The 24,964-nt window shown below is 65.2% G+C and carries 23 protein-coding genes; 16 read left to right on the forward strand and 7 right to left on the reverse strand.

Annotation, left to right across the window (positions count from 1 at the left end):
- Positions 1-49 precede the first annotated feature (49 nt).
- Positions 50-1,408 (reverse strand): aromatic ring-hydroxylating dioxygenase subunit alpha, encoded by a 1,359-nt coding sequence (locus SE92_RS25600; protein ID WP_063199610.1) that lies wholly within the window; start codon positions 1,406-1,408, stop codon positions 50-52.
- A 110-nt stretch (positions 1,409-1,518) separates the two neighbouring features.
- Between SE92_RS25600 and SE92_RS25605 the strand changes: the two genes are divergently transcribed.
- Positions 1,519-2,304, forward strand: a complete 786-nt coding sequence (locus SE92_RS25605; RefSeq protein ID WP_063199613.1) for an IclR family transcriptional regulator domain-containing protein — start codon at positions 1,519-1,521, stop codon at positions 2,302-2,304.
- Here the strand turns inward: SE92_RS25605 and SE92_RS25610 are convergent, their stop codons facing one another.
- The 3 genes from SE92_RS25610 to SE92_RS25620 form a co-directional block, all read right to left on the reverse strand.
- Positions 2,305-2,985, reverse strand: a complete 681-nt coding sequence (locus tag SE92_RS25610) for a transglutaminase-like domain-containing protein (RefSeq protein ID WP_063199615.1) — start codon at positions 2,983-2,985, stop codon at positions 2,305-2,307. It lies immediately after the preceding gene.
- Between the two features lie 105 nt (positions 2,986-3,090).
- Entirely contained in the window at positions 3,091-3,486 is a 396-nt protein-coding gene (locus tag SE92_RS25615) for a group II truncated hemoglobin (protein WP_063199618.1), read from the reverse strand.
- 219 nt (positions 3,487-3,705) lie between these two features.
- Positions 3,706-4,614: a helix-turn-helix transcriptional regulator gene (locus tag SE92_RS25620; protein ID WP_063199621.1), complete on the reverse strand. Its 909-nt coding sequence runs from the start codon at positions 4,612-4,614 to the stop codon at positions 3,706-3,708.
- Positions 4,615-4,752: 138 nt separating this feature from the next.
- On the opposite strand from SE92_RS25620, the gene SE92_RS25625 reads away from it, so the two are divergent.
- From SE92_RS25625 to boxB, 5 genes are all read left to right on the forward strand, one after another.
- Entirely contained in the window at positions 4,753-6,294 is a 1,542-nt protein-coding gene (locus SE92_RS25625; RefSeq protein WP_063199624.1) for a benzoate-CoA ligase family protein, read from the forward strand.
- A 221-nt stretch (positions 6,295-6,515) separates the two neighbouring features.
- Positions 6,516-7,334, forward strand: a complete 819-nt coding sequence (locus SE92_RS25630; protein WP_063199627.1) for an alpha/beta fold hydrolase — start codon at positions 6,516-6,518, stop codon at positions 7,332-7,334.
- A gap of 18 nt (positions 7,335-7,352) precedes the next feature.
- Positions 7,353-7,877 (forward strand): DUF309 domain-containing protein, encoded by a 525-nt coding sequence (locus SE92_RS25635; RefSeq protein WP_063199630.1) that lies wholly within the window; start codon positions 7,353-7,355, stop codon positions 7,875-7,877.
- Positions 7,878-7,994: 117 nt separating this feature from the next.
- A complete protein-coding gene (gene boxC, locus SE92_RS25640; RefSeq protein WP_063199633.1) occupies positions 7,995-9,683 on the forward strand; it encodes a 2,3-epoxybenzoyl-CoA dihydrolase in 1,689 nt (562 codons plus the stop codon).
- A gap of 148 nt (positions 9,684-9,831) precedes the next feature.
- Positions 9,832-11,283 carry a benzoyl-CoA 2,3-epoxidase subunit BoxB gene (boxB, locus tag SE92_RS25645; RefSeq protein ID WP_063199635.1) on the forward strand — a complete coding sequence of 484 codons (1,452 nt, stop codon included), beginning with the start codon at positions 9,832-9,834 and terminating at the stop codon, positions 11,281-11,283.
- Positions 11,284-11,489: 206 nt separating this feature from the next.
- Here the strand turns inward: boxB and SE92_RS25650 are convergent, their stop codons facing one another.
- Positions 11,490-12,290 (reverse strand): SDR family oxidoreductase, encoded by an 801-nt coding sequence (locus SE92_RS25650; RefSeq protein ID WP_063199638.1) that lies wholly within the window; start codon positions 12,288-12,290, stop codon positions 11,490-11,492.
- Positions 12,291-12,541: 251 nt separating this feature from the next.
- Positions 12,542-13,600, reverse strand: coding sequence for a polysaccharide deacetylase family protein (locus tag SE92_RS25655; RefSeq protein WP_063199641.1), 1,059 nt, complete (start codon positions 13,598-13,600; stop codon positions 12,542-12,544).
- 163 nt (positions 13,601-13,763) lie between these two features.
- Between SE92_RS25655 and SE92_RS25660 the strand changes: the two genes are divergently transcribed.
- The 10 genes from SE92_RS25660 (at position 13,764) to phoB (ending at position 23,774) form a co-directional block, all read left to right on the forward strand.
- Positions 13,764-15,158, forward strand: a complete 1,395-nt coding sequence (locus tag SE92_RS25660; protein WP_063199644.1) for an OmpA family protein — start codon at positions 13,764-13,766, stop codon at positions 15,156-15,158.
- 2 nt (positions 15,159-15,160) lie between these two features.
- Positions 15,161-15,457, forward strand: coding sequence for a hypothetical protein (locus SE92_RS25665; protein ID WP_063199647.1), 297 nt, complete (start codon positions 15,161-15,163; stop codon positions 15,455-15,457).
- A 467-nt stretch (positions 15,458-15,924) separates the two neighbouring features.
- Complete coding sequence (locus tag SE92_RS25670) at positions 15,925-16,980, forward strand: lysylphosphatidylglycerol synthase domain-containing protein (RefSeq protein ID WP_063199650.1); 1,056 nt, start codon at positions 15,925-15,927, stop codon at positions 16,978-16,980.
- A gap of 45 nt (positions 16,981-17,025) precedes the next feature.
- Positions 17,026-18,318 (forward strand): ATP-binding protein, encoded by a 1,293-nt coding sequence (locus SE92_RS25675; RefSeq protein ID WP_063199652.1) that lies wholly within the window; start codon positions 17,026-17,028, stop codon positions 18,316-18,318.
- Positions 18,319-18,468: 150 nt separating this feature from the next.
- Positions 18,469-19,482 carry a phosphate ABC transporter substrate-binding protein PstS gene (pstS, locus tag SE92_RS25680; RefSeq protein WP_063203756.1) on the forward strand — a complete coding sequence of 338 codons (1,014 nt, stop codon included), beginning with the start codon at positions 18,469-18,471 and terminating at the stop codon, positions 19,480-19,482.
- Between the two features lie 169 nt (positions 19,483-19,651).
- Positions 19,652-20,641, forward strand: coding sequence for a phosphate ABC transporter permease subunit PstC (gene pstC / locus SE92_RS25685; protein WP_063199654.1), 990 nt, complete (start codon positions 19,652-19,654; stop codon positions 20,639-20,641).
- A 4-nt stretch (positions 20,642-20,645) separates the two neighbouring features.
- A complete protein-coding gene (gene pstA / locus SE92_RS25690) occupies positions 20,646-21,497 on the forward strand; it encodes a phosphate ABC transporter permease PstA (protein ID WP_063199657.1) in 852 nt (283 codons plus the stop codon).
- Entirely contained in the window at positions 21,494-22,315 is an 822-nt protein-coding gene (pstB, locus tag SE92_RS25695; protein ID WP_063199660.1) for a phosphate ABC transporter ATP-binding protein PstB, read from the forward strand. Before pstA ends, pstB begins: the two co-directional genes overlap by 4 nt.
- 11 nt (positions 22,316-22,326) lie before the next feature.
- Positions 22,327-23,043: a phosphate signaling complex protein PhoU gene (gene phoU / locus SE92_RS25700; protein WP_063199662.1), complete on the forward strand. Its 717-nt coding sequence runs from the start codon at positions 22,327-22,329 to the stop codon at positions 23,041-23,043.
- Positions 23,044-23,066: 23 nt separating this feature from the next.
- Positions 23,067-23,774, forward strand: a complete 708-nt coding sequence (gene phoB, locus SE92_RS25705; protein WP_018316913.1) for a phosphate regulon transcriptional regulator PhoB — start codon at positions 23,067-23,069, stop codon at positions 23,772-23,774.
- Between the two features lie 251 nt (positions 23,775-24,025).
- Here the strand turns inward: phoB and SE92_RS25710 are convergent, their stop codons facing one another.
- Positions 24,026-24,538, reverse strand: coding sequence for a GcrA family cell cycle regulator (locus tag SE92_RS25710; RefSeq protein ID WP_014491301.1), 513 nt, complete (start codon positions 24,536-24,538; stop codon positions 24,026-24,028).
- Positions 24,539-24,964: the final 426 nt, after the last annotated feature.

Below are 24,964 nucleotides of genomic sequence, written 5' to 3' on the forward strand. Positions count from 1 at the left end.
GCACGGCGCGTTGCGCCTTTGCCCACCCTACGGGGTGCGTGCATGGACGTCACTCCGCCGCCGTCAGCCGGTGCACGTTGTCGGCGATCTCCTTCGGCACCGGTGCGGCCCAGGGAGCGCCGCGGCGGCGCTTGACGTCGACCTCCATCCAGTAGAGCTCCCAGCCCTGAGTCGGCCCGATGCCGTCCATGGTGGCCGGACCCTGGATGCTGCGTGCTCTGCTGTCGTCCAAAAACAGCATCGGCTTCTCGCCGCCCTGGACCTTCTCGATCTCCTGCCGCAGCAGGCGGCGATATTGCACGATCGCCTTGTCGCTCGATCCGAGATGCTCCTTGGTGCGGTCCTGGATCGCGCCCATCGATTCCACCGCCCACTGGTCGTGAACGTTGATGTCGGTGCCCATGCCGGTATAGGTCGCGGTCTGCTGTTCGTGCGGATCGAAGCCGTAATCGTTGGCTCTGTTCTTGCGCGAGACGTAGTCGGGCAATTCATAGAGCTCGAGCCGCTGGTCGCGCATCTTCTTCTTGTCGACGGGGTTCGCGTAGCTGGTAAAGATCGCGTACCAATAGCAGTTCTCGTCGTCGACCGGCACGTGCCACTGCGTGATCGTCATCTCCGTGCTCATGGGGATGACGAAGCCGTGCGGGAACAGCTGGTTGGTGACGCGCACGTGGGTGCGCTCCTCGTCGATCTCGCGCAGCGCGATCAGCCGCAATCCATATTCGGTGTGCTCGACATTGATGATCGGCCGATCGTATTCGCGCAGGATCTTCGTCATTGGCAGATCGCTTCCGGCGGACGCGCCGCGAAACTGCTTGCCGTAAGCGGTGGAGGTGTCCTCGTCCTCGAAGAAGCGATGCAGATAGGAGGCGTGCGCGGGATCGATGCCGACTTCGAGCGCCTGCAGCCAGTTGCACGCCATGTGGCCCTTGAAGGCGAAGGTGTGTGTGCCGGGCGCGACGAAGCAGTCGATCTCCGGAAAGGCCGGCGGGGTGCCTTCGCCGAGATAGGCCCAGAGGATGCCGCTCTTCTCCACCACGGGATAGGAGCGCTGCCGGATGTTGTGGCAGAGCTTTGAATCCTTGGGCTCGGCGGGCGTCTCGATGCATTGGCCGGTGGCGTCGAACAGCCAGCCATGGAAGGCGCAGCGCAGGCCGCCATGCTCCAATCGCCCGAAGGCGAGATCGGCGCCGCGGTGCGCGCAGTGGCGATCCATCAGGCCGTAACGTCCGGTCTCGTCGCGAAACAGCACGAGGTTCTCGCCGAGCAGTCTGACGGGGCGGATCGGGCGATCGCCTTCCAGCTCATCCACCAGCGCCGCCGGCTGCCAATAGCTCCGCATCAGCTTTCCGCACGGATCCTTCGGCCCGGTGCGGGTGATCAGGTCGTTCTGCTCCTGGCTCATCATGGCGGGGGCATCCTTGTGGAGGGGTGTTTGTTCGCCTATTGAACGAATGGGCGAATTATGACATGCCTTGAAAAGGCGGCAAGCACTATTTTGCAGGATTGTCCCACGCCATGCCCAAGCTGAAGCGGAGCGAGACGGAGGAGCGTGCGACGGATTTCGTCGAGGCGCTCGATCGCGGCCTGCGCCTGCTGCAGTGTTTCGGCACGCACGCTGGCCCGATGACGCTGAGCGACCTCGCCCGCGCCGCCGATCTGCCACGCGCCACCGCGCGTCGCATGCTGTTCACGCTGCAACGCGGCGGCTACGTCGCCGGTGACGGAAAGCTGTTCTCGCTGACACCGCATGTGCTGACGCTGGCGGCGTCGTATTTGCGTTCCAGCCAGCTCGTCGTCGTGCTGCAGCCCGTGCTCGATCGCGTCGCGACCGCGGCCAACGAAATTTCCTCGCTCGCCGTGCTCGACGGCGACGACGTCGTGTTCGTCGCGCGCAGCAGTCCGGCGCGGATGTTCTCAGGCGGACTCGAAATCGGCTATCGCCTGCCGGCCTTCTGCACCTCGGTCGGCCGCGCCATGCTCGGCCAGCTCGATGATGCCGAGCTTGCCGCGCGCCTGAAGGCGATGACGCGCGAGCAGCTCACGCAGCAGACGGTGACGGACCCGGAGGCGTTGCTCACGCGCATCGCCGCCGACCGTGCGCAAAACTATTCGCTGGTCGACCGCGAGGCCGAGCCGCATTTCCGCTCGATCTCGGTTCCGGTGCGCCGCTATGACGGCGTCATCGTCGCCGCCATCAACATGGGCGCGCATGTCGACCGCGTGCCGGCGCAGGAATTGATCGAGAGATTCCTGCCGCTGTTGCGCGAAGGCGCGGAAACGGTGAGGTCGCAGTTGCTGTAACTACCGCCTCTCCGCCTCACGCTCCATGTCGCGGCCCGAAAGATCCTCGCCCTGCATGTTGGCGTAGTCCCGCGCCATCTCGCGCATCAAAAACTTCGCCGGCACGTCGTGATAGGTGCCGCGGTCGTTGACGTATTGCATGTAGGCGCGGCCCTCGCCGTCGAAGGGATGCAGCAGCGCGTCGGTGTGGCCGTCGAAATCGAGCGGGGCTACGCCGACCTTGGCGCACAGCGAGTCGTTGAAGGTCGGCGTCGCCTTGCGCCAGGCGCCGTCGACATGCACCTCGGTAAAGCCGTGCCAGGTGAAGATGTCGGTGCCCATGCTGGCACGCAGCTTTTCGGTGGTGAGATGGTTCTTGACGTCGGCGAAGCCGACCCGGGCGGGAATGCCGTGGACGCGGCAGGCGGCGGCGTAGAGCGCGGCCTTTCCGACGCAATAGCCCTGTCCGGCGGCGAGCACGCTGGAGGCGCGAAACGTCTCGGCGACGCGCATGCTGACATACGGATTATAGCGGATGCCGTCGCGCACCGCCTTGTAGAGCACGCTTGCCTTCTCGCGCGCGCTCGCCTCCGCGCGCACGGCGTCGTTGGCGAACTGCTGCACAGCAGGATGATCGCTGTCGATGTATTCGCCGGGATCGGTGTAGAGGCGGCGGATGGTGTCGGGAAGACTATCGGTCATGTCTGGAGATTAGCAGGCGATCGCCACGGAACTCAATTGACGCGATGCATGCGATGTGCACGTGCGTTGCACGTCTTCGATTTGCGTCGAGGCGCTGCCGCCAACTCACTGCCGGTTCCGCATCCAGTCCGCGAGACCCGACAGCGCCTTGTCGAGATCCTGTCGCGCGGCCGCGTCGGTGATCGTCTCTTCGATCGCGCCGCGCATGCAGAGCATCCACGCGTCGCGCTCGGCGTCGCCGATGGCAAAGCCGAAATGGCGCTGGCGCAGCCGCGGGTGCCCTTTCTCTGGCGTATAAAGGCGCGGGCCGCCGGTCCATTCGGTGAGATAGCGCTTCAAGACGTCCCGGATCAGGCTGAGATCGTCCGCATGCATCGCGCGGATCACCTTCGCCTCCGGCAGCGTGTCCATGCGGTCGTAGAAGCGGTCGACGAGAGCGTTGATCGTGGCGCTGCCGCCGATCCGTTCGAACATGGAGGTGGTGACGTCGGTGGAGGTCATTGGTCGTCCGGATGTTGCTGCTGGGCTCGCATATAGGGTGAGCCGAACTCGCGCACAAACCTCCGCGGTCGTCCCTGCGAATGCAGGGACCCATTACCCAGGGAATTGTTTGGCGAAGGCTGGTCGTTCGGGATTGGCTGCGTGCACAATCGATGGATCACGCGGTATGGGTCCCTGCGTTCGCAGGGACGACGGCGGTGGGTTTGAATGCAGCTCGCCCTACAACGCCACACTGCGCAGCCCGAAGCTGCGGGCCTCGTTCTGCAGCACCGGCCGCACCGCATCGATCAGCCTTGCTGCCGCCGCATCCACGCTGAGTCCCGCCGTGTCCACCACCGCGGTCGCGCGTGCATACAGCGGCTCACGGCTGAGCAAAATGTTGCGCAGCTCGGCCATCGCGGAGCGGTCATCGGCCATCGGACGAAGATCGCCCTGACGGCGCACGCGGGCCATGTGCTCCTCGGGCTCGGCCTTCAGCCAGATCGTGTAGAACGAGCTCAGGATCTGGTCGAAGGTCAAGGGCTCGGAGACGATGCCGCCGCCGGTTGCCAGCACCATCAGCTCGTTGCGTGCGAGCAGCTGCTGCAGCGCCGCCTGCTCCATGCGGCGAAAGCCTTCCTGGCCGTACAGCGCGATGATCTCGGCGACCGAGAGGCCGTTCTGCTGCTCGACCTCCTTGTTGAGCTCGACGAAACTCCAGCCGATCTTCTTCGCGAGAATCTTGCCGAGCGTGGACTTGCCGGCGCCGCGCAGGCCGATCAGCGCGATGCCGCAGAACGGCGCGCGCCGCGGCGCGGTGGCGCTTCCGCCTGCGAGCAGGTCCTTGGCCTGCGCGATCTGCGCGGGCGTCGCCTTGCGAAGGAGGTCGCGAAACATCTGCCAATCCGGCGTCGGATCGGGGCTGGGAAGCAAATCCTCGAGATGCGCGCCCATCGCGTCGGAGACGCGGCGCAGCAGCACGATCGAGACATTACCCTTGCCGCTCTCGAGCTGCGCGATGTAGCGCTCCGAGATTCCCGATACCTTGGCGAGCACTTTGCGCGACATGCCGCGCAGCGCGCGCATGGTGCGCACGCGTTGGCCGAGCTGTTCGAGAAAGCGGGATTCGGCGTCGGGACTGTCGGTCATGAGCCTTCTTTAAGGGATGTCTTTCTTGAAGGTTGTCCTGCGGCGCATTTTAATGAAACATAGTGCCTGCTGGCATTGACAGCAAGCCGTCGCGGTGTCTTTCTATGAATTATAATTCTAAATTCGGGGGAGAAGTCCGTGAGCGAGGGATCCTACAACGCGGTGTCCTGGCTGCTCGACCGTAACGTCGCCGAAGGCCGGGGCAGCAAGCTCGCCTTCGACGACACCGTCTCGCGGCTGACCTATCGCGAGCTTCAGCAGCAGACCCGCCGCGCCGCCAACATGCTGCGCCGGCTCGGCGTCCGCCGCGAGGAGCGCGTCGCGATGATCATGCTGGACACGGTCGACTTTCCGGTCGTGTTTTTGGGCGCGATCCGCGCCGGCATCGTGCCGGTGCCGCTCAACACGCTGCTGACGGCGGATCAATACGCCTACATCCTCGCCGACTGCCGCGCGCGCGTGCTGTTCGTCTCCGAGGCGCTCTATCCCGTCATCAAGGATGTGGTCGGCCGCATGCCCGATCTCGAGCATGTCGTGGTCTCCGGCGCCAAGCAGAACGGCCACAAGCAGCTCGCGGAAGAGATCGCCGGCGAGAGCGATCAGTTTACCACGGCCGCGACGCATCCGGACGAGCCGGCATTCTGGCTCTACTCGTCGGGCTCGACCGGCATGCCCAAGGGCGTGCGCCACATCCATTCCAATCTGCAGGCAACCGCGGACACCTACGCAAGACAGGTGCTCGGCATCCGCGAGAGCGATGTGTGTCTGTCCGCGGCAAAGCTGTTCTTCGCCTATGGTCTCGGCAACGCGCTGACCTTCCCGATGTCGGTCGGTGCCAGCGTGATCCTCAACAGCGAGCGGCCGACGCCGGCGCGCATGTTCGACCTGATGAACCGCTACAACCCCTCGATCTTCTATGGCGTGCCGACGCTGTTCGCGGCGATGCTCAACGACGAGACCATGAAGAGCGAGCGCGGCGGCGGCGCTTTGCGCATCTGCACCTCCGCAGGCGAGGCACTGCCGGAATCCGTCGGCAACAGCTGGAAGGCGCGCTTCGGCGTCGACATCCTCGATGGCGTCGGCTCGACCGAGCTGCTGCACATCTTCCTCTCGAACGCGCCCGGCGACATCAAATACGGCTCCTCCGGCAAGCCGGTGCCGGGCTATGCGGTGCGGCTCGTCAACGAGGCCGGCCAGGATGTCGCCGACGGAGAGGTCGGCGAATTGCTGGTCGATGCGCCCTCGGCCGGCGAAGGCTACTGGAATCAGCGCCACAAGAGCCGGCGTACGTTCGAGGGACCGTGGACCCGCACCGGCGACAAATATGTCCGCGACGCCGAAGGCCGCTACACCTTCTGCGGCCGTGCCGACGACATGTTCAAGGTCTCCGGCATCTGGGTCTCGCCGTTCGAGGTCGAGAGCGCGCTGATCACGCATCCCGCCGTGCTGGAAGCGGCTGTGGTGCCGGAAGCCGATCAGGAAGGATTGCTCAAGCCAAAGGCCTTCGTCGTGCTGCGCCCAGGCGCGACCACGACGGGGCTCCAGGAGATGCTCAAGGAGCACGTCAAGCAGAAGATCGGCCCGTGGAAATATCCGCGCTGGATCGACGTGGTGGACTCGCTACCGAAGACGGCGACCGGGAAGGTCCAGCGGTTCAAGCTGCGTGAGGGCGCGCAGTGAGTGTGACTGTGAGGCCGACTCCCTTGCTGACCCTCCCCTGGAGGGGGAGGGTCAGCACGCAATCGAGCGCAGCGAGATGCGTGACGGGGTGGGGTGATCTCTCCACGCGAGCACCGCATCCGTCGAGAGACTGTCACCCCCACCCCGATTCACATCTCGCTACGCTCGCTGTGAATCGACCCTCCCCTCCAGGGGAGGGTGGCAGAGACCGGAATTCGCTCATGACCAACCTCACCCCCACCGGCTTCCTCGACATCGGCGGCGCCAGCCTCGAATACAAATGGCTCGCGCCCGCATTCGCCGACGCACCCACCATCGTCATGCTGCATGAAGGGCTCGGCTCGGTCGGGCTCTGGGGCGATTTTCCCGAGAAGCTGCAACAGGCCACTGGCGCCGGCATCTTCGCCTATTCGCGTGCGGGTTATGGCCAGTCGAGCCCGGTCACGCTGCCGCGCCCACTCGATTACATGCAGCGCGAGGCGCGCGACGTGCTGCCGAAAATCCTCGATACGATTCCGTTCAAGCGCGGCCTCTTGCTCGGCCATTCCGACGGCGCCTCGATCGCAACCATCTATGCCGGTTCACATCAGGACCACCGATTGCAGGGCGTTGCGTTGATCGCACCGCATTTCATCGTCGAGGACGTGTCGGTCAAATCCATCGCGGAGATCAAGGCGACGTTCGAGACCACCGACCTCAAGGCAAAGCTGGCGCGCTGGCACAAGGACGTCGACAACGCCTTCTACGGCTGGAATGGCGCCTGGCTCGATCCGCACTTCCGCGATTGGGACATCTCGGAATACCTCGCTTATGTCCGCGTTCCCGTCCTGATCCTGCAGGGCGAGAACGATCAATATGGGACAATGCGCCAGGTCGAAATCGCCAGGGAAGAGTGCTATTGTCCAGTCGATATTAAAGTCATTTCAGAGGCGGGCCATTCCCCGCATCGTGAAGCGCCGGGGGCGACGCTTGACGCAATTGAGCAATTTGCAAAGGCGGCCCTGCGCGACGATCAGGGACTTCAAGGACACGCCGCATGACCACGCGGAGGCACAGTTGTGAATGTGCCTTCACATGCGAGCGGCCCATTGCCGTGGCCGCAATGGGCCCATGTGCCGGGCGAGCCCGGCGCTGTGGATGCCGATTACGAGACGCTTGGCTTGGCCAAGGCGATGGTGCCCTCGGCCTTCCGCGGCTACGTGCCGGCGCGCCATCCGGCGCTGCGCTACGGGCTTGCGCTCAACGACCGCGGCTATTTCTGGGAAGCACAGGAAGTGCTGGAGGCGGTGTGGGCCGCGGCGCCCCAGGGCGGCCGCGAGCGAATTCTGCTGCGCGCCTGCATCCAGATCGCCAATGCCAATTTGCGACTGCGGATGCAGCGCGCGCGCTCGGCCGCGCGGCTGTTCGGGGACGCGCTCGGAGAGTTGCGGGCATTGAATTCCCGCAAGGCGGCTGCGGCCGGCGACGGCTTCGTGGAGACCTTCCCTGTCCCGGCTCTGGTCGCGCTGTTGCAAGCCAAGCTCGGCCGTCCAGAGCTTTCCAAGGCCGACTGGATCGCACTCGGGGCGACCGCGCGGACCTGAGGCATCATGAAGCAAAATGCATGTGAACCCGAATAAGGGGTAGACGCGCTCAGAAAGATGCATTATTGTGCATCTAACGCTACGGCGAAAATGCATAATCGAGCTCAGGGATGACCCATGGCCGGGGAAGATCGGCGCCTCGCAGGCGGCGCGACATTCATCGATTTCCAGACCGAACCGTCCCGCTACAAGCACTGGAAGCTGGCGGTCGAGGGCGATGTCGCGACGTTGACCATGGATGTCGACGAGAATGGCGGCCTGTTCGAGGGCTATCTGCTCAAGCTCAACTCTTATGACCTCGGCGTCGACATCGAGCTGGCGGACGTGGTCCAGCGCCTGCGCTTCGAGCATCCCGAGGTGAAGGTCGTGGTGATGCGCTCGGCCAAGAACCGTGTGTTCTGCGCCGGCGCCAACATCCGCATGCTCGCGGGCTCCACCCATGCCCACAAGGTCAACTTCTGCAAGTTCACCAACGAGACCCGCAACGGCATGGAAGACTCGTCCGAGAATTCCGGCCAGCGCTTCATCACCGTGGTGAACGGCTCCGCCGCCGGCGGCGGCTATGAGCTGGCGCTCGCGACCGACCACATCATCCTCGCCGACGACGGCGCCTCTGCCGTCGCGCTGCCCGAGGTGCCGCTGCTCGCGGTGCTGCCGGGCACCGGCGGTCTCACCCGCGTCGTCGACAAGCGCAAGGTGCGCCGCGACCACGCCGATTTCTTCTGCACCATCGAGGAAGGCGTCAAGGGCAAGCGCGCGGTGCAATGGCGCCTCGTCGACGAGATCGCGCCGAACTCCAAGCTCGAGGCCAGGATCGCCGAGCGCGCCAGGGAATTCGCGGGCCAATCGAAGCGCAAGGGCAGCGGCAAGGGCATCGCGTTGACGCCGCTCAAGCGCGTCATCGACGAAAACAGCATCCGTTACGGCTTCGTCACCGTCGACATCGATCGCGCCGCCCGCATCGCCACCATCTCCATCAAGGCGCCGGAGGCCGCGCCGCCCGCCGACATCGACGGCATGATGGCGCAAGGCGCTTCGTTCTGGTCACTCCAGGTCGCGCGCGAACTCGACGACGCCATCCTGCATTTGCGCATCAACGAGCTCGAGATCGCCATGCTGGTGTTCAAGAGCCACGGCGACCGCGCCCATGTGCTCGCGCACGATGCCTTCCTCGAAGCCAACAAGGCGCATTGGCTGGTCAACGAGATCAGGCACTATTGGAAGCGCGTGCTCAAGCGCATCGACGTCACCTCGCGCACGTTGGTGACGCTGGTCGAGCCCGGCTCGTGCTTTGCCGGCACGCTCGCCGAACTCGTGTTCGCCGCCGACCGCTCCTACATGCTGATCGGCACGCGCCAGGGCGACAACCGTCCGCCGCCGTCGATCGAGCTCTCTGCCATGAATTTCGGCCCCTATCCGATGAGCCATGGCCTGACCCGGTTGCAATCGCGCTTCCAGGCCGATCCCGCCGACGTCGAGCGCGCGGAAGCAACCCTCGGTACCAGCCTCGACGCCGAGCAGGCCGAGGAGCTCGGCCTCGTCACCTTCGCGCTCGACGACATCGATTGGGACGACGAGGTTCGCGTCTTCCTGGAGGAGCGCGCCAGCTTCTCGCCCGACAGTCTCACCGGCATGGAAGCGAGCCTGCGCTTCGTCGGCCCCGAGACCATGGAATCCAAGATCTTCGCGCGCCTCACCGCCTGGCAGAACTGGATCTTCCAGCGCCCCAACGCGGTCGGCGAGGAAGGCGCGCTGCGTCGCTACGGCAGCGGCCAGAAGCCGAAATTCGATATGACGCGGGTTTGATGAAGTGCGTGTCCCGGGCGCGCTGCGGCACGAAGTGACGCTGCGCAGAACCGGGACCCACAGCGGACCGAAATGGGTCCCGGCTCAGCAGTGCAGCACTTCGCGCCGCACTGCGTCCGGGACACGAGACCGATCAAGGAGCACGGCCATGAACATGAACATCATGAACGTCGACTACTCGACCAAGATTCCGAACAACGTCAATCTCGCCGAAGACCGCCAGGTCCTCAAAGCGCTGGAAGGCTGGCATCCCGGTTACATGGACTGGTGGAGCGACATGGGGCCGGAGGGCTTCCAGGAATCGCTGGTGTACTTGCGCACCGCCTATTCGGTCGACCCGCGCGGCTGGGCCAAGTTCGATTATGTCCGCATGCCCGAATATCGCTGGGGCATTCTCCTCGCACCCCAAGAAGAAAATCGCGTCGTGCCGTTCGGTGAGCACTATGGCGAGCCGGCCTGGCAGGAAGTCCCGGGCGAGCATCGCGCCATGCTGCGCCGCCTGATCGTGATCCAGGGCGACACCGAGCCGGCCTCGGTCGAGCAGCAGCGCCATCTCGGCAAGACCGCGCCCTCGCTCTACGACATGCGCAATCTGTTCCAGGTCAATGTTGAGGAAGGCCGCCATCTCTGGGCGATGGTCTACCTGCTACAGAAGTACTTCGGCCGCGACGGCCGCGAGGAAGCCGATGATCTCTTGCGCCGCCGCTCCGGCGATGCCGACGCGCCGCGCATGCTCGGTGCCTTCAACGAGGCGACGCCGGACTGGCTGTCCTTCTTCATGTTCACCTATTTCACCGACCGCGACGGCAAGATGCAGCTGCACTCGCTCGCGCAGTCCGGCTTCGATCCGCTCTCGCGCACCTGCCGCTTCATGCTGACCGAAGAAGCGCACCACATGTTCGTCGGCGAGACCGGCATCACCCGCGTCGTGCAGCGCACCTGCGATGCCATGCGCGAGGCTGGGATTACCGACCCCACCGACATCGCCAAGGTCCGCGCGCTCGGCGTGATCGACCTGCCGACCATCCAGAAGAAGCTGAACCTGCACTACACGCTGTCGCTCGATCTGTTCGGCTCGGAGGTCTCGACCAACGCCGCCAACGCCTTCAACGCCGGCATCAAGGGTCGCTATCACGAGACCCAGATCGAGGACGATCACCAGCTCAAGAACGCCACCTATCCGGTGCTCAAGTTCATCGACGGCGAGATCAAGCTGGTCGACGAGCCCGCGCTGACCGCGCTCAACATGCGCCTGCGCGACGATTACAGCCAGGATTGCGTCAAGGGCATGCTGCGCTGGAACAAGGTGATCACGACCGCGGGCTACGACTTCCAGCTCAAGTTGCCGAACGTCGCCTTCCACCGCCACATCGGCGAGTTCAAGGACGTGCACGCAACGCCCGACGGCATCCTGATCGACGATGCCACCTGGGCCAAGCGCAAGGACGAATGGCTGCCCTCGACGGCCGACGGTGATTTCATCACCTCGCTGATGCAGCCCGTCACCGAGCAAGGCAAGTTCGCCTCCTGGATCTCGCCGCCGAAGGTGGGCATCGACAACAAGCCGGGCGATTTCGAGTACGTGAAGATCGAGTCGTAAGGGCGGTTACGAGGCGCGACGGCGGCGCCGCGCATTCACCTGTCGTCCCCGCGAACGCGGGGACCCATAACCACAGGCCGTGGTTTGGCGAAGATTCGTTGTCCGGTACTGATACCGGTCACACGCGATAGATCCCGCGGTATGGGTCCCTGCGTTCGCAGGGACGACGGCGGAGTTTGATGCTCCGGCGCGTCGAAGCCTGCTCTCTACCCCGCGATCTCCAACCCCGCATTCGCATACACCACGCCGCCGTCCACCGCGATGGTGTTGCCGACCACGTAATCGCCCGCGCGCGAGGCGAGATAGATCGCAACGCCCGCCATGTCCTCGTCGGTGCCGATCCGCCGCGACGGAATGCGCTTTGCGACCTCGTCCGAATGGTCGCGCGCGGCACGGTTCATGTCGGACCTGAACGCGCCGGGCGCGATCGCGGTGACGTTGATGTTGTCCTTGATCAGCTTGGTCGCCAGGCGCCGCGTCAGATGGATCACCGCGGCCTTGCTGGCGGCGTAGGAATAGGTCTCGCCCGGATTGACGAAGATGCCGTCGACCGAGGCGATGTTGATCACCTTGGCCGGCCGCTCGTGCGAGGCCGCCGCGCGCAGCGGCTTGGCCAGCGCCTTGGTCAGGAAGAAGAGCGATTTGACGTTGAGGTCCATCACCTTGTCCCAGCCGCTTTCGGGGAATTCGTCGAACTCCGCGCCCCAGGCCGCGCCGGCATTGTTCACGAGGATGTCGAGCTTCGGCTCCAGCTTGATGATCTCGGATGCGAGCCTGTCGCAGCCTTCGACGGTGGAGATGTCGATCGGCAGCGCGATGCACTCGCCGTCATATTGCGCGGTGAGCTCCCTGGCGGTCGCCTCGCACGGCCCGGCCTTGCGCGCGGTGATGTAGACCTTTGCGGCGCCGGCGCTGAGAAATCCCGCCGCAATCATCTTGCCAATGCCGCGCGAGCCGCCGGTCACCAGCGCGATGCGGCCTTTGAGCGAGAACAGATCGTTGAACATGATGCCTCCCTTGGTTTGACGTTGTTTTGAGCGGGGCGGGCAAGGGAGTCAAGGAAGGCGCGGGATGAGATGGGCGTGTGGCGCGACGGCGGCGACACCAACTCAGTGTCGTCCCTGCGAACGCAGGGACCCATAACCACAGGGAGTAGTTTGGCGAAGATTCGCGGTTCGGGACTGTTACCAAACGCGATCGATGGATCACGCGGTATGGGTCCCTGCGTTCGCAGGGACGACAGTGGAGATTGCAGTGCCTACGCCGCCGCGATCCGGCGAAAACCGTTCCACATCGCGGTGGCGGCGCCCGAGGTCAGCACGGGGAGGATCCGCGCGTCCTGGTAATTGCCGTTGAGCGAGACGCGCGGCAGCGCCGTCATGTGGCCGGCATTCTCGGCGAACAGCATGCCGGGCCGCGTCGTCACCGCGGTCTTGAAGCCGGCCGTCGCCGCCAGGCCGAATTCGCGCGTGCCCGCGGCCTCGCGGTCGCCATAGGGATAGGCGAGATGCAGCACGGGACGCTGCAGGGCCTGTTCGATCCGCGCGCGGCTCGTCGCCAGCTCCTGTGCGGCGATGTCTTCCGCCAGCTTGGCGAGGTTGCAATGGCTGACGCTGTGCGCGCCGATCGTGACCAGCGGATCGGCCGCAAACGTCTTCAGCTCGGTCCAGGACAGGCAAAGGCTGCGGCACAGCGCGGCCATGTCGACGTCATATCTCGCGCAGAGCGCCTCGATCTCCCGCTTGAGGTCGTGCTCGCCGGGCAGCGCGCGCAGCCAGTCGTGCAGGCGGTCATAGGCGGCCTGCTTGGCCGCAGGCGTCGTCGCGTCGAGCCGCAGCGCGGAATGGCCGATCGTGACCTCGATCTGCTCGGCCTTGGCGATCACGGCCTCCAGCGCTTCCCACCACAGCCGTCCGATGCCTTCGGCAAAGTCGCTTGCGACATAGACCGTCGCCGGCGCGTCGAATTCGCGCAGCACCGGCAGGGCGTGGTCCAGATTGTCGCGATAGCCGTCGTCGAAGGTGAAGGCGGCGAAGCGGCGGTCGAACCGACCCTGCACCAGCCGCTCATGCAGCTCGTCCATGCTGACGATGTCGATGTCGCGGGAGCGCAAATGACACAGCGTCTCGCGCAGGAATTCGGGGGTGACTTCGAGATGCCGGTTCGGCTGGAACGCAGCCTCTCGGGCCGGCCGCACGTGGTGCAGCATGAAAATGGCACCGACACCCGACAAAAGCGGGCGCAAGAGGTGGTGCGCCCCGCTGAAGTAAAGTGCTCCCAGCCCGGCGCGGATGACGTTGTTACGCAGTTGTTTCATGACCGGCTGGCGGGCTTTGGCATTCCACCTTCAACTTACGGAAGAACCCTTGAAGAAAAAGTTATTCCGATTGTCCAGCTGCGCCTTCGGAAGGGCACCATTTCCGGTTTGACAGCCTGCCAAGGGTTTGTTTTGTCTCCGGTTCCAGAGTTCGGGTCGTCGAATGCAGAAGCTTTTCAGGTGGGCCAGCAAATGGTGGCCGGGGTTGATTCCCCTGGCCGTCATGTGGGGATTTGCGGCCTGGAATAACACCTTACCGGTCGAGGCCGACCTCTCGGCCCGCAGCACGGCCGCGCTGAAGGGGACCGTCCTGGACAAGACCCGGATCGCGGTGGACGGCCGCGACGTCAGCCTGGCCGCGGACGCCTTCTCCGAGGAGGGGCGCCGCGACGCCGTGATGGCGGTCGAGACCGTCCCCGGCGTCCGCCTGGTCGACGACCGGACCCGCCTGGTTCCCGAGGCCAAACCCTTCGTCTGGAATGCCGAGCGCGACGTGGTGCGGGTGACGCTGTCAGGCTCCGCGCCCTTGCCCTCGATGAAGGGCCGGCTGACCGAGGCGGCCCGCAAGGAGGTCGGCGGCGCCGAGGTGGCCGACCAGATGAGCCTGGCGCGCGGTGCGCCGCCGCTGTTCGAGGCCGCCGCGATGCTGCTGCTCGACCAGATCGGCAGGCTGAAGGACGGCAAGGTCACGATCACGGATACCAAGGTCAATCTGTCGGGCATGGCCCGCGAGCTCGGCGGCCGCGAAGCCATCGCAGCCGCGCTGAAGAACCTTCCCGAGGGCTTTTCGATCGCCGCCAACGACGTCAAGGCGCCGCCCTATATCTTCCAGGCCTACAAGGATCCGGTCGCCGCGACGGTGACGCTGACCGGCTACGTTCCCGACAACAACGTGCATGCGGCGATCGTCGGCAGCGCGGGGCGAAGATTCTTCACCGAAAAGGTCGTCGACAATCTCAAGGCCAGCATCGGCGCGCCCGGCTCGTTCAACACGGCCGTGGTCGCCGCGCTCGGCGCGCTGTCGCGGCTGTCGACCGGCACGCTCGTCGTCTCCGACCGCGAGGTGAAGCTGTCGGGCGATGCCCTCTATGAGGGGGCCGCCAACGACATCCGGGCCGGGCTCGGCAAGGACTTCCCGAAGAACTGGCAGTACAAGCCGGAGATCACCGTGAAGCCCGCAGCAGGGCCGGTCGACGGCACCGTGTGCCAGCAATTGTTCAATGACCTCTTGGCCAAGGGCAAGATCCGCTTCGCAGCCAAGCGCGCCGACATCGATCCGGACTCCGCCGCAATCCTCGATCATCTGATCGAGACGGCGCTGCGCTGCCCCACCACCAATATCGAAGTGGCCGGGCATACCGACGCCGACGGCGAGGACGGCTTCAATCAGGCGCTCTCGGAGAAGCGCGCGCAGGCGGTGATCGACTATCTGGTCAAGGCCGGCCTGCCCGCCAGCCGCTTCACCGCAGTCGGCCATGGCAGCACGCAGCCCGTCGCCGGCAACGACACCGACGACGGCAAGGCGCAGAACCGCCGCATCGAATTTCTGGTGAGGTGACGATGCCCTATCTCGTCTCGTTCCATCTGGGTTGGCTGATCGGCTCGGTGCTGCTGGGCTTCTGCATGGGCTGGATCTCGGTGGTCCAGCGCGGCAACGGCACCTCGAAGGTGACGGCGCGCTGGCTGGCCGCGCTCGCCGTCGCCCTGGTCGCGGCCTCGTTCGCCCATGTCGTCCCCGGCCGCTTCGGCTACTGGCTCGACCTCGGCCTGATTATGTTCGCCTGCTACCTCGTCGGCTGCACCATCGGCGCTTGGCTGCGCGACCGCGTGGTGTCGCGGGGCCAGCCTGCGGCGTGAGCCTTTGGCCTCAAGCGTCGGACCGGCGCCGGCCGGCGCAGCCGCCTTGCCGCTCCTGGGCCGGCCTTTCGGCGCCCGCGACCTTCCGGCGCATCGGAAAATCCGCCCCCTTTCAACAGGCAGGCGCGCCTCATAGATTGATTTGGGCTTAAGGCGTGACGGAACATTGTGCGGCCGAAATCATCAAACCTTCATGGCGCCTGCGCAGGATCGCCAGGGAGATTCGCCTCGAGTTCTGCCGCCGAAGGCGCCAAACCGTGCTTCAGGAGCCCGCAACCCTGCCTAAAATATTGAATGCACGTGTTTTTGTTCGAATTGGCGAATTCCACTCGGCCCGAAAACGCGCTAGTGGAGGGGCAGGGGGCATGCGCGATGCCGGAGCCGGCGGCGAGGGTTCGTTGAGTGCCTGTGCGTCGTCCGCCCGTTCGCCGGCCACCCTGGCCGCTGAAGCGTTGTTCGAGGTCTAGATGCTGGAAGCCATACGCAGGGCGATGACGTTTCTGCGCCAGAAGCAAGTCCTGCATAAGCTTGGAGTTGTGATCAGCGTCGCGGTCATCGGCATCGCTTGCTATGTGCTGTACCACATGCTGCGAGGCATCGATTTCAACGAGGTCCTCGAAGCCATCAAGAGCACCGAGCCGCGCCAGATCGCGATGGCGGCGCTGTTCGTCGCCGCGGGCTATTTCACCCTGACCTTCTACGATTTGTTCGCCGTGCGCGCGATCGGCCACACCCACGTGCCCTATCGCATCAACGCGCTCGCGGCCTTCACGTCCTATTCGATCGGCCACAATGTCGGTGCATCCGTCTTCACCGGCGGCGCGGTGCGCTATCGCATCTATTCGGCCTACGGGCTGAACGCGATCGACGTCGCGAAGATCTGCTTCCTCGCCGGCCTGACCTTCTGGCTCGGCAATGCCGCCGTGCTCGGCCTCGGCATCTCCTATCATCCGGAGGCCGCCGCCTCGATCGACCAGCTGCCGCCGTGGCTGAACCGGACGCTGGCGCTGATGATCATCGCGGGGCTGGTCGGCTACGTGGTCTGGGTCTGGACCCATCCGCGCGTGGTCGGCCGCGGGCCCTGGACCGTGGTGCTGCCGGGTGGCGCGCTGACGCTGCTCCAGATCGCGATCGGCATCATTGATCTCGGTTTCTGCGCGCTGGCGATGTATGTGCTGGTCCCGGACGAGCCCAATCTCGGCTTCGTGGTGGTCGCGGTCATCTTCGTCTCGGCGACGCTGCTCGGCTTCGCCAGCCACTCGCCCGGCGGGCTCGGGGTGTTCGACGCCGCCATGCTGGTCGGCCTCTGGCAGATGGACCGCGAGGAGCTGCTCGGCGGCATGCTGCTGTTCCGCGTGCTCTATTATCTGTCCCCCTTCGTCATCTCTGTAATCTTGCTGACGTTTCGCGAAGTTATGATCGGCGCGCGATCGAAGCGCTTGCAGCAGGCGGCGCTCAAGCTCGACCCCGGTCCGGCGCCTGAAGCCGCCTATGTGAGAGAGCGTAGCGACAGCGGTGCCTGACGGCGCCAAGCGTTAGGACAGGCCCTTTAGGAGAAGTCCGCCCCGATGGCGATCGACGCCCCATCTTCTCCCGCCGCCCAGCCCTGGTCCGACCGGCTGCGGCATTCGACCGTCATCCTGATCGCCGCGGCGCTGGCGCTGTCCGTCGTGGTCTCGCTCGGCGAATTGTCGGCGCTGCACGCTGCGATCGTGTTCCTCTGCATCGCGGCGGCGGCGCTGATCCCGTGGCGCCTGCATGATCCCGCCGCCTCGCGCGACGATGTCAGGCGCATCAACCCGGTCGAGAGCGCGGCCGTGGCCGCGGTCGTCGCCGGCATGCCGGATCCGGCGGTGCTGCTCGACCGTGCCGGCCGCGTCATCCACCTCAATGCCGCTGCCGCCCAGCTCGCGCCGGCGCTGCGCCGGAACGAGCTCGCCCAGTTCGCGCTGCGCTCGCCGGAGATCATCACGGCGCTGCGCGAAGCCATCGCGACCACCGAGCTGCGGCGCGCCACCTATCTCGATCACGTCCCGGTCGATCGCTGGATGGAACTGATGATCACGCCGGTGCCGGTGCCGACCAGCTTCGGCGGCGCCGACAAATGCATGCTGATGACCTTTCACGACCAGACGCCGCTGCGCCGGGTCGAGGAGATGCGCGCCGACTTCGTCGCCAATGCCAGCCACGAGCTGCGCACGCCGCTCGCCGCGCTGTCGGGCTTCATCGACACGCTGCAGGGCCAGGCCAAGGACGATCCCAAGGCGCGCGAGCGCTTCCTCGGCATCATGCACAACCAGGCGACCCGGATGGCGCGCCTGATCGACGATCTGTTGTCGCTGTCGCGGGTCGAGCTGTCGGCCCATGTCCGGCCCGACACCCTGGTCGACCTCTTGCCGATCATTCGGCAGGTTGCCGACGGGCTCGAGCCGCTGGCGCGCGAGCGGCAGGTCGAGGTCGAGATCCATCTGCCCGAGGGGCCGGTGATGATCGCGGGCGACCGCGAGGAGCTGCTCCGCCTGTTCGAGAATCTGATCGAGAACGCGCTCAAATACGGCGCCTCCGGCGGACGCGTCATCGTGTCGCTGAGCTCAGCCGCAGCCACTGATGGAACTCAGGAAATCCGGATCATGGTCCGCGATTTCGGCCCCGGCATCGCGCCCGAGCACCTGCCGCGGCTGACCGAGCGGTTCTATCGGGTGGACGTCGGCGACAGCCGCTCGCAAGGCGGAACCGGACTCGGATTATCGCTGGTGAAACATATTCTTAACCGCCATCGCGGCCGGCTTTTGATCGAAAGCGTGCCCAAACAGGGCGCCACTTTCACCGCCTGTTTTCCCCAGGCTAAGACTTTAGTTTAGACGGGATAACCAAGCGATTTCAATCGCTTGAAGGTGTCATCCGACTGTCACGAAACCTTCGTAAAAGCACAGCCGACCGCTCCTAAAGGGGCGGCGTGGGGAGCGCGATCGGGCGCGGATGGCGCTTCGCTCCCCCGTATGGAGACCAGCATGAATTTCCTCAAGACGATCGTCGCTGCCGGCTTGGTCGCCGCATCGACGACGGTGGCGCTTGCCGCCGATATCACGGGTGCCGGCGCGACGTTCCCGTTCCCGATCTATTCGAAGTGGGCTGACGCCTACAAGAAGGAGACCGGCAACGGCCTGAACTACCAGTCGATCGGTTCCGGCGGCGGCATCAAGCAGATCCAGGCCAAGACCGTGACCTTCGGCGCCAGCGACGCGCCGCTCAAGGCCGAGCAGCTCGAGAAGGACGGCCTCGTGCAGTGGCCGATGGTGATGGGCGCCATCGTTCCCGTCGTCAACCTCGAGGGCGTGAAGCCGGGCGAGCTGGTGTTCGACGGCGAGACGCTGGCCAACATCTATCTCGGCAAGATCACCAAGTGGGACGACGCCGCGATCAAGAAGCTCAATCCGAACGCGAAGCTGCCTTCGGAAGCCATCACCGTGGTCCGCCGCTCGGACGGTTCGGGCACCACCTTCAACTTCACCAACTACCTCTCCAAGGCCAGCGCGGACTGGAAGAGCAGGGTCGGTGAGGGCACCGCGGTCGAGTGGCCGGTCGGCGTCGGCGCCAAGGGCAACGAAGGCGTGTCGGGCAACATCAGCCAGACCAAGAACTCGATCGGCTATGTCGAGTACGCCTATGCCAAGCAGAACAAGCTGACCTACACCGGTCTCGTCAACAAGGCCGGCAAGCCGGTGCAGCCGACCGTCGAAGCCTTCCAGGCGGCCGCCTCCAATGCCGACTGGGCCAAGGCGCCCGGCTATTACGTCATCCTGACCGACCAGCCCGGCGAGAAGTCCTGGCCGATCACCGCGGCGACCTTCATCCTCATGCACAAATCCGCCACCGACAAGGCGGCCTCGCAGGAAGCCATCAAGTTCTTCCGCTGGGCCTTCAAGAGCGGCGACAAGATGGCTGAAGAGCTCGACTACATCCCGATGCCGGACAGCGTCGTCCAGCTGATCGAGAAGACCTGGGCTGCCGAGATCAAGAGCTGAGCCAGGCTCTCCTGTCCCGGACGCGCTGCAACGTGAAACGTTGCGGCGCAGAGCCGGGACCCACAAGAACTAGGCCCCGGATCAGCGGCGCACCGCATCCGGGGCACGGCACCAAAAACACCAAGAACAAGCGTATATAAAACGGGTACAGGGGATCGGCGTGGCAGAAATGGCCGTTCAGAGCGATGTAATCGACGACGCCGGACCGTATGACCGCGCCAAGGCCTTGGGTGCGTTCAAGCTCGGCGACGTCACCTTCTACTGGATCACGCGGCTGTCCGCGATCTCGGTGCTGCTGATCCTCGGCGGCATCATCATCTCGCTGATCGTCGGCGCGTACCCGGCGATGAGGGAGTTCGGCTTCTCCTTCCTGTGGACGCAGCGCTGGGCGCCGTCGGCCGATCCGCCGGTGCTCGGCGCGCTCGGGCCGATGTACGGCACGCTCGTCACCTCCTTCATCGCGATGCTGATCGCCATTCCGGTCGGTCTCGGTATTGCGATCTTCCTCACCGAGCTCTGCCCGCAATGGCTGCGCCGCCCGATCGGCATGGCGATCGAGCTGCTCGCCGGCATTCCCTCGATCATCTACGGCATGTGGGGCTTCTTCGTGCTGGGCCCGTTCCTGGCCAACAGCTTCCAGCCCTTCATGATCAGGATCTTCGACGGGGTCCCGGTGCTGGGCGCGATCTTCGCGGGTCCGCCGTCCTATCTCAGCACGTTCAACGCCGCGCTGATCCTCGCCATCATGGTGCTGCCCTTCATCACCTCGATCTCGGTCGACGTGTTCAAGACGGTGCCGCCGGTGCTGAAGGAGGCCGCCTACGGCGTCGGCTGCACCACCTGGGAAGTCGTCCGCAGCGTGGTGATCCCCTACACCCGGGTCGGCATCATCGGCGGCGTCATGCTGGCGCTGGGCCGCGCGCTCGGCGAGACCATGGCGGTGACCTTCATCATCGGCAACTCGTTCCGCATCTCCTCATCGATCTTCGCGCCGGGCACCACGATCTCGGCGGCGATCGCATCCGAGTTCGCCGAGAGCGACGGCCTGCACCAGTCCGGCCTGATCCTGCTCGGCCTCTTGCTGTTCGTGCTGACGTTCTTCGTGCTGGCCGCCGCGCGGCTGATGCTGATGCGGCTGGACAAGAAGGCGGGGAAGTAAGGTCATGGCCCTCAATCCGATCTATTCGCGCCGTCGCCGCACGGACATCGTCATCCGCGGGCTCTGCTTCGCCGCGGCCGCCTTCGGCGTCACCTGGCTCGCGCTGATCCTGATCACGCTGCTCTTCAACGGCCTTGCCGGCCTCAATCTCGAGCTCTTCGTCGCGGATACGCCGCCTCCGGGTTCGACCGAAGGCGGCCTGCGCAACGCGATCGTCGGCTCGATCATCATGACGGTGATCGGCGTCGGCATCGGCGCGCCGCTCGGCCTGTTCGCCGGCACCTACCTCGCCGAATACGGCCGCAACGACCGCCTGACCTCGGTGATCCGCTTCATCAACGACATCCTGCTCTCGGCGCCCTCGATCATCATCGGCCTGTTCATCTACGGCGCGGTGGTGGTGCCGATGCGTGGCTTCTCCGCGATCGCGGGCAGCCTGGCGCTCGCGGTCATCGTGATCCCGGTCGTGCTGCGCACCACCGAGGACATGCTGCTGCTGGTGCCGAATCCGCTGCGCGAGGCGGCCTCGGCGCTGGGCCTGCCACGCTCGCTGGTGATCAAGCGGATCGCCTATCGTGCGGCCCGGTCCGGCCTCATCACCGGCGTGCTGCTCGCCACCGCCCGCGTCGCCGGCGAGACCGCGCCGCTGCTCTTCACCGCGCTGTCGAACCAGTTCTTCAGCCTCGGCCTGAACAAGACGATGGCCAACCTGCCCGTCACCATCAACAATTTCGTGCAGAGCCCCTACGCCTACTGGAAGCAGTTGGCGTGGAGCGGCGCCCTGCTCATCACCCTGACCGTGCTTGCCCTTAACATTGGCGCGCGCATCCTTGGCGCCGAGAGGACCGCAAAATGAGTGATCTTTCCGTATCGATGAGCGCGTCCGGCGGCCTTCCGCAGGCGCCGGTGCTGCCCGAGGCGCCCGCCAAGGTGACGGTGCGCAACCTCAACTTCTATTACGGCGAGCACCACGCGCTGAAGAACATCAACCTGACGCTCGGCGCCAACCGCGTCACGGCGTTCATCGGTCCGTCGGGCTGCGGCAAGTCCACCCTGCTGCGCATCTTCAACCGGATGTACGACCTCTATCCGGGCCAGCGCGCCACCGGCCAGCTGATGCTGGACCAGACCAACATCCTCGACCCCAAGCTCGACCTCAACCTGCTGCGCGCCCGGGTCGGCATGGTGTTCCAGAAGCCGACGCCGTTCCCGATGACGATCTACGAGAACATCGCCTTCGGCATCCGCCTCTACGAGAAGATCTCGAAGTCCGAGATGGACGACCGCGTCGAGAAGGCGCTGCGCGGCGGCGCGCTGTGGAACGAGGTCAAGGACAAGCTCAACGCTTCCGGCCTGTCGCTCTCGGGTGGCCAGCAGCAGCGCCTGTGCATCGCCCGCACGGTCGCGGTGCGCCCTGAAGTGATCTTGTTCGACGAGCCCTGCTCGGCGCTCGACCCGATCTCGACCGCCAAGGTCGAGGAGCTGATCCAGGAACTGTCCGAGAACTACACGATCGCGATCGTCACCCACAACATGCAGCAGGCGGCGCGCGTCTCCGACAAGACCGCCTTCATGTATCTCGGCGAGCTGATCGAGTTCGACGATACCAGCAAGATCTTCACGTCGCCGACCGATCGGCGCACGCAGGACTACATCACCGGCCGGTTCGGCTGAGGAGACGCAATATGGGTACCGAACATACCGCAAAGGCCTTCGACACCGACCTCCAGGAACTCACCCGCTTGGTCGCCGAGATGGGCGGCATTGCCGAGCGCATGATCGTCGATTCCGTCGACGCGCTGATCCGCCGCGACGTCGCGCTCGGCCAGCGCGTCGTCACCATCGACGCCGACCTCGACACGCTGCAGAAGCGCATCGAGGAGCGCGCCGTGCTCACCATCGCCCGCCGCCAGCCGATGGCGGTGGACTTGCGCGAGATCGTCGGCGCCATGCGCGTCGCGACCGACCTCGAGCGGATCGGCGACCTCGCCAAGAACATGGGCAAGCGCGTCGCCGCGCTTGAGACGGATTTCCATCCGCTGAAGCTGTTTCGCGGCCTGGAGCACATGACCGACCTCGTGCAGCAGCAGGTCAAGTCGGTGCTGGATGCCTATGCCGCGCACGACCTGCCGGCGGCGATGGCGGTGTGGAAGGGCGACGAGGAAGTCGACGCGATCTGCACCTCGCTGTTCCGCGAGCTCCTCACCTACATGATGGAGGATCCGCGCAACATCTCGTTCTGCATCCATTTGATGTTCTGCGCCAAGAACATCGAGCGGATCGGCGACCACGCCACCAACATCGCCGAGACCGTGTTCTACATGATCGAGGGCCAGGCGATCACCGACAAGCGGCCGAAGGGCGACATGACCAATTTCGCCACGACGATCCCGAATACCTGAAGACTTTAAGGAGCGACGACACCATGGGCGCACGCATTATGGTGGTTGAGGACGAAGAAGCCCTTACCGAGCTGCTTCGCTACAACCTCGAAGGCGACGGCTATGACGTCGAGACGGTCATGCGCGGCGACGACGCCGACACCCGCCTCAAGGAGCACATTCCCGATCTGATCGTGCTCGACTGGATGCTGCCGGGCCTGTCCGGCATCGAGCTGTGCCGGCGCCTGCGCACCCGGCCCGACACCAAGCAGCTGCCGATCATCATGCTCACCGCGCGCGGCGAGGAGAGCGAGCGGGTGCGGGGGCTTGCGACCGGCGCCGACGATTACATCGTCAAGCCGTTCTCGGTGCCGGAGCTGCTCGCGCGCGTGAAGGGCCTGTTGCGGCGCGCCAGCCCCGAGCGGCTCGCGACAGTGCTGGCCTATGGCGACATCGAGCTCGACCGCGACAAGCGCCGCGTGGCGCGCTCGGGCCGGCCGATCGATCTCGGCCCGACCGAATATCGCCTGCTGGAGTTCTTCCTGGAGCATCCCGGCCGCGTGTTCTCGCGCGAGCAGCTGCTCGACAGCGTCTGGGGCCGCGACATCTATATCGACGAGCGCACCGTCGACGTCCATATCGGCCGCCTCCGCAAGCTGCTCAATCTCGGCCGCGAGCAGGACCCGATCCGCACCGTCCGCGGCGCCGGCTACGCGCTGGACGATCGGTTTGCCAAGGCGGAGCAGACGTAGGGCTTTTGGCAGACTGTCGCTACACACTCGGTGTCGTCCCGGACAAGCATCAGCGCAGATCCGGGATCCATAACCACAGGCAGCAGTTGTCTTGCGAAAAGGTAACTCCGAGTCCCCGTAACCACATCTTGCGGTGGCTATGGGTCCCGGATCTGCGCGCGCTTGGGGCGCGCTTGTCCGGGACGACATCAAGTTGGTTGAGGCGCCGCCATGTGACGGCTGCCGTTCTTACGGTCAACTAATCCGCAAGCTCACCGCGGGCCCGGCTTCGCCGGGGCACGACGGCGATCCGCCGCCGGTTGATACGCCACGCGCGAGTGCTGCGCGCAATAGGGCAGGCCGGACAGCGCCTTGCCGCCGCAGAAGAAGAAATCCGGGCTCGAGGGATCGCCGACCGGCCAGTGGCAGGTCGCCTCGTTCAGCTCGAGCAGCGACAGCCGCTGGCTCATCGGCACCACGTTGTCGTAGGTGACCGGTTCGGCTTCCACCTCGACCTCGAAGGCCTGCGCCAGCGCGGTGTTGCCGCGCGCGATGGGGCGGGTCACCCGCATCATGTGCTGCGCCGGACGCGCCTTGCGCGGCCGGGGCGCCGCCGACGAAGGGCTCTTGGCGCGGCCGGACAGACCGAGCCTGTGCACTTTGCCGATCACGGCATTGCGGGTCACATTGCCGAGCTCTGCTGCGATCTGGCTGGCCGAAAGTCCGGCCTCCCAGAGCTTTTTCAGCTGCTCGACGCGATCATCGGACCAGGTCAAAACCGTCATTGCACCCTTTCCCTCGCTGCGCGGCTGCCGTCCTGGCGCCCTTGCGGCGATTGCTAAGCCTTCAAAAACCCGTGCCGCCAGAATCCCTTAAGGCTCGCCGGGCGCGTGACTGACGCCCGAACGTTTACGCCGGTACATGAGGACTCTTGGGATCAGAACCGCTGCACGAGATGTCGTATCTGACAATCCAAACGCTACAATATGGCGTGACTCCCGCGCAAGAGTCCGCCGACTCGCTTCCACATGTTCCGTACTGAAAACCCGCGAAATCGGCACCGCAAGACTACGGATTCAGCGTTTCCCGAGGCTTTCCGGGCGGCATTGACACCCGTTCTACCCGGCATAAGATGGTGTCACGTGCCGCCCTTAAAAGGCGGCACGTTTCGTTTTCCGGGCCGGTCTGGTGCGTTGCGCAATGCACGCGTC

The organism is Bradyrhizobium sp. AT1, assembly GCF_001590795.1.
Taxonomy (GTDB): Bacteria; Pseudomonadota; Alphaproteobacteria; order Rhizobiales; family Xanthobacteraceae; genus Bradyrhizobium.

Coding starts and splice junctions, on each gene's coding strand:
- SE92_RS25600 (WP_063199610.1), bottom strand. CDS start 1,408: ATGATGAGCCAGGAGCAGAACGACCTGATCACCCGCACCGGGCCGAAG.
- SE92_RS25605 (WP_063199613.1), top strand. CDS start 1,519: ATGCCCAAGCTGAAGCGGAGCGAGACGGAGGAGCGTGCGACGGATTTC.
- SE92_RS25610 (WP_063199615.1), bottom strand. CDS start 2,985: ATGACCGATAGTCTTCCCGACACCATCCGCCGCCTCTACACCGATCCC.
- SE92_RS25615 (WP_063199618.1), bottom strand. CDS start 3,486: ATGACCTCCACCGACGTCACCACCTCCATGTTCGAACGGATCGGCGGC.
- SE92_RS25620 (WP_063199621.1), bottom strand. CDS start 4,614: ATGACCGACAGTCCCGACGCCGAATCCCGCTTTCTCGAACAGCTCGGC.
- SE92_RS25630 (WP_063199627.1), top strand. CDS start 6,516: ATGACCAACCTCACCCCCACCGGCTTCCTCGACATCGGCGGCGCCAGC.
- boxC (WP_063199633.1), top strand. CDS start 7,995: ATGGCCGGGGAAGATCGGCGCCTCGCAGGCGGCGCGACATTCATCGAT.
- boxB (WP_063199635.1), top strand. CDS start 9,832: ATGAACATGAACATCATGAACGTCGACTACTCGACCAAGATTCCGAAC.
- SE92_RS25650 (WP_063199638.1), bottom strand. CDS start 12,290: ATGTTCAACGATCTGTTCTCGCTCAAAGGCCGCATCGCGCTGGTGACC.
- SE92_RS25655 (WP_063199641.1), bottom strand. CDS start 13,600: ATGAAACAACTGCGTAACAACGTCATCCGCGCCGGGCTGGGAGCACTT.
- SE92_RS25660 (WP_063199644.1), top strand. CDS start 13,764: ATGCAGAAGCTTTTCAGGTGGGCCAGCAAATGGTGGCCGGGGTTGATT.
- SE92_RS25665 (WP_063199647.1), top strand. CDS start 15,161: ATGCCCTATCTCGTCTCGTTCCATCTGGGTTGGCTGATCGGCTCGGTG.
- SE92_RS25670 (WP_063199650.1), top strand. CDS start 15,925: ATGCTGGAAGCCATACGCAGGGCGATGACGTTTCTGCGCCAGAAGCAA.
- SE92_RS25675 (WP_063199652.1), top strand. CDS start 17,026: ATGGCGATCGACGCCCCATCTTCTCCCGCCGCCCAGCCCTGGTCCGAC.
- pstS (WP_063203756.1), top strand. CDS start 18,469: ATGAATTTCCTCAAGACGATCGTCGCTGCCGGCTTGGTCGCCGCATCG.
- pstC (WP_063199654.1), top strand. CDS start 19,652: ATGGCCGTTCAGAGCGATGTAATCGACGACGCCGGACCGTATGACCGC.
- pstA (WP_063199657.1), top strand. CDS start 20,646: ATGGCCCTCAATCCGATCTATTCGCGCCGTCGCCGCACGGACATCGTC.
- pstB (WP_063199660.1), top strand. CDS start 21,494: ATGAGTGATCTTTCCGTATCGATGAGCGCGTCCGGCGGCCTTCCGCAG.
- phoU (WP_063199662.1), top strand. CDS start 22,327: ATGGGTACCGAACATACCGCAAAGGCCTTCGACACCGACCTCCAGGAA.
- phoB (WP_018316913.1), top strand. CDS start 23,067: ATGGGCGCACGCATTATGGTGGTTGAGGACGAAGAAGCCCTTACCGAG.
- SE92_RS25710 (WP_014491301.1), bottom strand. CDS start 24,538: ATGACGGTTTTGACCTGGTCCGATGATCGCGTCGAGCAGCTGAAAAAG.